This window comes from Stenotrophomonas sp. YJH_SMC_105-26 (assembly GCF_059368915.1).
In genome coordinates, this window is record NZ_JCAFSD010000005.1 from 296,201 (window position 1) to 302,200 (window position 6,000).

Here is a 6,000-nt window from a genome sequence, read left to right on the forward strand (position 1 = left end):
TGGCGGCGCGGGAGCCACTCACCCCGGCTCCCGCACCCTTCGGCACTCCGGCTCAGGGACTGGAGGCCGCCATTGGCACGGCTCCTCCGGCCGTCACGAACAGATCCGGCCCGGAATCCGGGAATCCACCACAGGCGCGATCGCCAGGTGCTACCGGATCACAGGGCCACTGCGCCCGCGCAACCTTCTCGCGCAGCTCGAAGCGATCAGCGGTCCAGACCACGAACGCGATGTGCTCACGGTTCCAGTCACTGTAGACGCGCGGACCACCCTTCTGCGCCGACTCCGGATACTGCACGAACCAGCGCATGGCCGGGCCGTACTGCAACTTGCTATGGTCCAGGCTGATCCGTCCCTCACGCGACAGCTGCCGCGCACGATCAGCTTCCGTCTGCTGCGGCATGACAGGCATGGCATCGGCGGTCACATCCCTCGGCGCCGCGTCCCCGCGGACCTGGTACACACGCTGGCCCACATAGGCCTCGCGGCAATCACCCGCTGGCACGCGGACCGGCTCCGCGCCGTACTCATCACGGTTGGCGACCTGGTCGCTGCAGGTGAACGGCGCCGACACCAGGTAGAACGTGCTGTCGGCGTCGCGCCCTTCCAACGAGCGCACCCAGATGTCGCCCATCCGCACGATGAAGTCCGGGCGCTGGCCATAGCCCGGCACGGCCTTGAACCAGGCCTTCTGCCGCACCTCACGCTCGCGCCAACCGCGCGGCAGGTGGATGTCCTGTTCGGGCAGCGCGACCAGCAGCGCGGCCAGATGCGCCGGCATGGTGCCCTGGCAGGCGCCGATCAGCAGGTCGCCCTGGCTCGCCAGCCGCCCGGCCAGATCCACCGGGCAGCGGGCACCGAGCGCACGCTCGGTCGCCTGCTCGGGCGGCAACGGCACGATGGCCAATGCAGGCGGTGCCGGCGCTACCGCCGGGACCGCTGATTCGACGACTGTAGGCGGTGCAGCCACAGGCGCCGCCGCTGCGGGCGGAACGGGCGCAGGCGCCGGGTCCGCAGCCGGCGCCAGCTGCGTGTCCACCACCGGTGTCGCAGGGGGTGTCGCGGCAGCCGGTACTTCGGGAGCCGGCGCCGCGACAACGGCGTCGGCCGCCGCGGGCGCTGCAACGGGCGCCGCCCCTGCAGGCGCCTCAACGGTAGCCTCGGCAGCGGGGCGCGTCTCCACGACGGGCGCCGCTGCCTCCTGAGCCTGTGCCGACGCTGCGGCAAGTCCAAGTGACAGCAGCCAGAGCGGCGGCAGGCGACGCACGGGTGCATTGCAGCGGGCAGCGGCGTGGCGGGCATTCGGGGGAACGATTCGCATGTGGTGTCCTTACGGGTGGGTTTCCATGTCGGCGCCACAGGGCGCCACGCGTCGTACATGAAGCGCCAGCGGGCACCCTGCCCGCCGGCATCGGTGTTACAGGGATCGAGAACGCTGCTCCTGCTCGCGGGCGAGCGCGGCCGCCGGGTCCTGCTGGGCGACATTGGCAGCCAATTGCTGGCTGCTCTGCGCCAGCGGCTGCTGCGCCGCCTGTTCGCGATCGACCGATGCGCGCAGCATGGCCGGATCGCCCAGCGCGCCCTGTACAGCAAACAGCGTGCGACCGTGATTACCCGCCAGGAGATGATCGATGCGCGACATCCCCGCCTTCTGCGCGCTCAGCGCCAGTGCGCCGGCGGCATTGTCCAGTTCCTGCACGCTGCGCAGACCGCTTTGCGGCCCCATCTGCTGCAGGTGCTGGCGCGCTCCCGAGAACAGCGTGTATCCCGGCTCGCCCGGTTGCGACATGTCGCGTCCCGTTGTGGGCTGGGCAGGCGCCCCCACTTCGCCACGCTCCAGGCGCGCCATCACATCGGGGGTCAGCTTCTGCTGCCACACGTCAAAACGCTGCTGGCGGGCTTCGATGCCGTTGAGCGCGCCATTCAGGGCACGCGTCGCTTCGCGCACGTCCTCGCGCGCCGCTTCCGGCACCCGCGTCTGCCACTGCCACACGGCAATACGGCCTGCGTGCTCGGGTTGCGCGGCCAGCTCCGGCTGATTCACCAGGTCCAGGTCCAGCGCCTTGCCGGCACGCTCGTAATTCTCCTTGCCGACCAGCGGCAGATAGCCACGGCCGTGATACTTCAGTGCATCACCGGGCGCGTCATTGCCCATGCGCCCGCCATACATCAGTTCGGCCAGGTTCTCCGGCCGCCCACGCAGCGCCTCCTGGCGGGCGTTCTCAAGCGCGCCATTGCCATTGCGCCACGCTGCTTCCACCGGGATCTGCGAGATGCCCCGGGTGAAGTTGAAACTCTCGTTGAGACGGCTCAAGCCACGGGATTCATGCCCGGCCTGCGCCATGAAGTTGGCCAGTTCCCGGGACGAAGTCATGCCGGCCTCCGTGGCCTGCCGCAACAGCAACGACTCCCTATCCTGCGACACGGTGAAACTCCTGCTCGATCATCGTTGGATACTCCCGCCTCCTCACAGGCATGGCACTCAAGGCAAGCTGACGTCGGCGACGACGGACGGATCGAAATCCTCGAACCGCACCCGGCCAAGCTCGGCCGCGGAGAAATCGCGCGTGTGGGTTGCTTCGGTTTCGGTGTCCACCACCTTGCGCTGCACGCCATGCACCCAGCACGCCTGCTCGGCAGGTGCATACCGGAAGGTGTAGATGCTGCTCCAGCGTTCGCGGCTCCCGCCGTTGGTGATCACGCTGAACGCGCCGTCTTCAATCGTCACGTAGGCGAAGGGATCACCGGCAATGCCACCGCGCGTTGAGCACGGCACCAGCTTGTCGTTGCGTGCCGCCAGCTGCCAGCGGCCCGTGGCATCGCCCAGCAGCAACAACAGGACCCGGTTCGGTCCGTGCTCGCCGGGCAGCAAGCCCTCCGGAGGAGGTTGGTCGATCACCAGGAGCTGGTCCTGGAAACCATTACCGGTCAGATCGCCGCGTACGGCTTCCAGCAGGTTCGCGCCGGACGGAACGAACGCCAGGGCATTGTCCATGTGCGTGCCACTCCCCTTCTCCATCCCCTGCAACTCCTTCAATCCCGTCTTGCCAGTTCCCGAGCGGAGGCCGGAAACGGGGCGATGCCTCGCACGTGCCCTGCGGCCGCCATGGCGGATGATAGCCCCGAGCCCACGGCAACCGCGATGGTGGCAAGCGTCACCCGCACCGCGGGGGGACACAGTCCTCATGGACGGAAAAGCTCCTGTGTTGGATGGCACCGGCGCGTCGGGATTTTGACGCGCACGCAGCTTACTTCGAGGAGGCAGCGCTCGTCGAAGGGTGCTTGGGATGAAAAGCGCACTTGATCACAGAAACAGCGCGGTTAACGTGAATGGTGGCTTATCCGACAATCAGACACGCGGTGGATGGCACCGCAGGTATGGCTCGCATTCCCACATACGGTCTGGTCCGGCCGGGGCGATGTTGCACGGAAAGCCTACGCCGCTTAAGTCGACGGGTGCGGGACCCAGCACAAGCCATGCTTCCTCGCGTCGTGGCCAGCAATCGCGCTCAGCGCAACTGCTGGGCGCATGCGGCCCCCTGTGTGGCGTAGTCGCGGACGTAGCCGTCCGTCGTCAGCACCGTGATATCGCATCGATTGTTTACGTCACTGACGACATGCCCATAAGCATTCAATCCCTGCACACGCTCGCCACGATGCAGGTACAACGTGCGCGAACCATCGGCCCCGTTCTCCACACGATCCGGTGGGCCCCACGTCCGCACGAATTCCTGCTCTGTCTTGCCGATCCACAGGTCCATGAGATTGTTACGACCCACCCGGTTGGCTGCGCGCCGCGACTCATCCAGAGCTTTGCTGGTTTCACTCTGGCCGCGCGCCACAGCCGCTTCCAGGCCACGCACAGTACGATCCATTTCAGCGTCGCTCGGCAGATAGGTGAATGCTGGACGTTTGCTGTCCTTCCACAGGCTGGCCCAGATGAAATCCACAGGCGATTGCCCGACGTCACCGATGGAAAGGAAGCCACGCTTCATCATTTCCGCTGGTACCTTGGCCTTGGGATCAGGCCCAACTAGACAGGCAAACCGCACCAGTTGCACCTGCCAGGGAGCAATCGCCTCGGCTCGCGGTTCGAATTTTTCCGGTGGGACGTTCTCCATTGGCCGATCGCGCCACTGGATCAGACTCGTCCTGATGGCCACGCTGTTCTGTGAACAGTTCACCCAGTACTTTCTGACCAGTCGATTCGGTTTGGTCGCGTTCTCGTAGACGGAATTGACCTGGATTTCGTACACCGGCTCCGGACCCGCAACTGGGTCACCGGGCTTCGCCGGCTTCCTGCGGCGCAACTGCTTCAGGTACGCGTTCTGCTCTGCCGCATTTGTCGTCTGCGCAGGTGTATAGCTGCCCGGCGGCTGCCCATTCGGACCAGGCGCCGCCGCAGGGCTGCCACCTATCTGCGAATATGCCACGAAGCCACCCAGCATGCCCTGGAAGAACATGGCCGCCATTGGGGGCGCTGTCAGAATCAAGGTCGTCAGGATCAATCCATGCCGCCCTGCTGCATGGCCTGACTGGTCATACCGTCACTGGACGCGCCCATGAGCGGGGACTTGTTCACAAGCGCCGTCATCCAGAACGAGGCAGACACGCGGATCACCATGTCCAGCGCGATCGAGACCATCACCGCCAGCACCGCCATGGAGAACATGGTTCCAACGCCGTAGAACAGCCATCGTGGGAAGCTGCTTGGTTCGTTGAACAGCAGCGACATTGAACTCACAGTCACTGCTGGGCCTCCCGTGCCGGGGGCGATTAATCGAATGACCCGAGCCTTGTCCTGCTGAAGTCGGGAATCACTCAGATGATTCATGCAGTCGACGTTTGACGTAGCCCCGTGTATCGACGACAGGCGCTCTTCGATCTGCAAATCCCGGCTACTTGTCGTTTCCGACCATAGCAGCAGCCGAAACCTAAATCAGAATTTCTCAAACTCTGGCTCGGTGCACCCGGAATAAATGACCTTGCAACCGTTACTTCCCTGTCTCACGCAAGCATCCACAGCCATCTTGCTCGCAGCATCGACAGAAGCCGCACGCGCAAACGTAGAGCCACCAAACCTTGCGTCACTGGGTGATACGAATGCAGCGCATTGATTATTGAACGCCAACACAACCTTGCAATCCGTTGCCCCACGCTGTCCACAATTGGCAAGCGATTCAGAAGCTGCGTCTCGCTTCTTTCGTTTACCAACAGCTACTCCTACGTCCCCGCCCTTGGCCAAAGCGATGGCGCCCCAAGTTTTGATCCAGCGCCCCGTTGCAACTGGCGCCGCCGATACCGTTCCAGTGTTACCTCCCGGAATGGGGGCGCAGCCACCCACTCCCTGACCACCAATTGGATACTGACCGGGAGGACATCTTCCTTCCGCACTGGCCGTCTGTGGCAGGCTGGCAATGACTCCCATACCCAGAAGGAGTACTGCAACTGAATAGACACGAATTGACTTCATTTCCGGCTCCTAATGTGAAGCTAAGCCTTTACGGCCAGTATCAGAATTTCCTGACCCGACTGTGGAGTTACTGCCCGTGACTACGACATTACTCCCAGCTGAAGTCGAACCGCCCGATTGACTGCCACCGCTCGTCGAAGGCTTATCCGGCGTGTAGTAACTACCCGGCGGCTGTCCATTAGGTCCCGGCGCAGCAGCAACCGGGCTGCCACCTATCTGCGAATATGCCATGAAGCTACCCAGCGTGCCCTGGAAGAACATCGCTGCCATTGGGGGCGCAGTCAGAATCAAGGTCGTCAGGATCAATCCCATGCCGCCCTGCTGCATCGCCTGGCTGGTCATGCCGTCGCTGGAGGCGCCTTCGAGCAGGAACTTGTTGACCAGGGCGGTGGACCAGAACGCGGTCGGGACACGGATCACCATGTCCAGCGCGATCGATACCATCGCTGCCAGTACCGCCATCGAGAACATCGTGCCGATGCCGTAGAACAGCCATCGCTGGAACAGCTGCTTGGTCTGGTCGAACA

7 protein-coding genes are annotated in these 6,000 nt (G+C 64.2%); all 7 read right to left on the reverse strand.

Translation table 11 applies throughout. The features are described 5' to 3' along the window. Positions 1–52: 52 nt before the first annotated feature. A complete protein-coding gene (locus tag AC5P7F_RS14335; protein ID WP_414615783.1) occupies positions 53–1,321 on the reverse strand; it encodes a hypothetical protein in 1,269 nt (422 codons plus the stop codon). Between the two features lie 96 nt (positions 1,322–1,417). Continuing rightward, a complete protein-coding gene (locus AC5P7F_RS14340; protein ID WP_164077851.1) occupies positions 1,418–2,425 on the reverse strand; it encodes an XVIPCD domain-containing protein in 1,008 nt (335 codons plus the stop codon). A gap of 57 nt (positions 2,426–2,482) precedes the next feature. After that, positions 2,483–3,019, reverse strand: coding sequence for a hypothetical protein (locus AC5P7F_RS14345; protein ID WP_014647568.1), 537 nt, complete (start codon positions 3,017–3,019; stop codon positions 2,483–2,485). Positions 3,020–3,509: 490 nt separating this feature from the next. After that, a complete protein-coding gene (locus AC5P7F_RS14350) occupies positions 3,510–4,508 on the reverse strand; it encodes a hypothetical protein (RefSeq protein ID WP_310760800.1) in 999 nt (332 codons plus the stop codon). Continuing rightward, entirely contained in the window at positions 4,505–4,735 is a 231-nt protein-coding gene (locus AC5P7F_RS14355) for a hypothetical protein (protein WP_495205418.1), read from the reverse strand. Before AC5P7F_RS14355 ends, AC5P7F_RS14350 begins: the two co-directional genes overlap by 4 nt. 204 nt (positions 4,736–4,939) lie before the next feature. Then, on the reverse strand, positions 4,940–5,473 hold the full coding sequence (locus tag AC5P7F_RS14360) for a DUF4189 domain-containing protein (protein WP_322546879.1): 534 nt from the start codon (positions 5,471–5,473) through the stop codon (positions 4,940–4,942). A 9-nt stretch (positions 5,474–5,482) separates the two neighbouring features. Beyond that, on the reverse strand, positions 5,483–6,000 hold a 518-nt coding region (locus AC5P7F_RS14365; protein WP_495205419.1), incomplete at its 5' end, for a type IV secretion system protein.

What these genes read in the sequence shown, in the direction of transcription:
- AC5P7F_RS14335 (WP_414615783.1), bottom strand. Translation starts at nt 1,321, where the DNA reads ATGCGAATCGTTCCCCCGAATGCCCGCCACGCCGCTGCCCGCTGCAAT.
- AC5P7F_RS14345 (WP_014647568.1), bottom strand. Translation starts at nt 3,019, where the DNA reads ATGGAGAAGGGGAGTGGCACGCACATGGACAATGCCCTGGCGTTCGTT.
- AC5P7F_RS14355 (WP_495205418.1), bottom strand. Translation starts at nt 4,735, where the DNA reads ATGTCGCTGCTGTTCAACGAACCAAGCAGCTTCCCACGATGGCTGTTC.
- AC5P7F_RS14360 (WP_322546879.1), bottom strand. Translation starts at nt 5,473, where the DNA reads ATGAAGTCAATTCGTGTCTATTCAGTTGCAGTACTCCTTCTGGGTATG.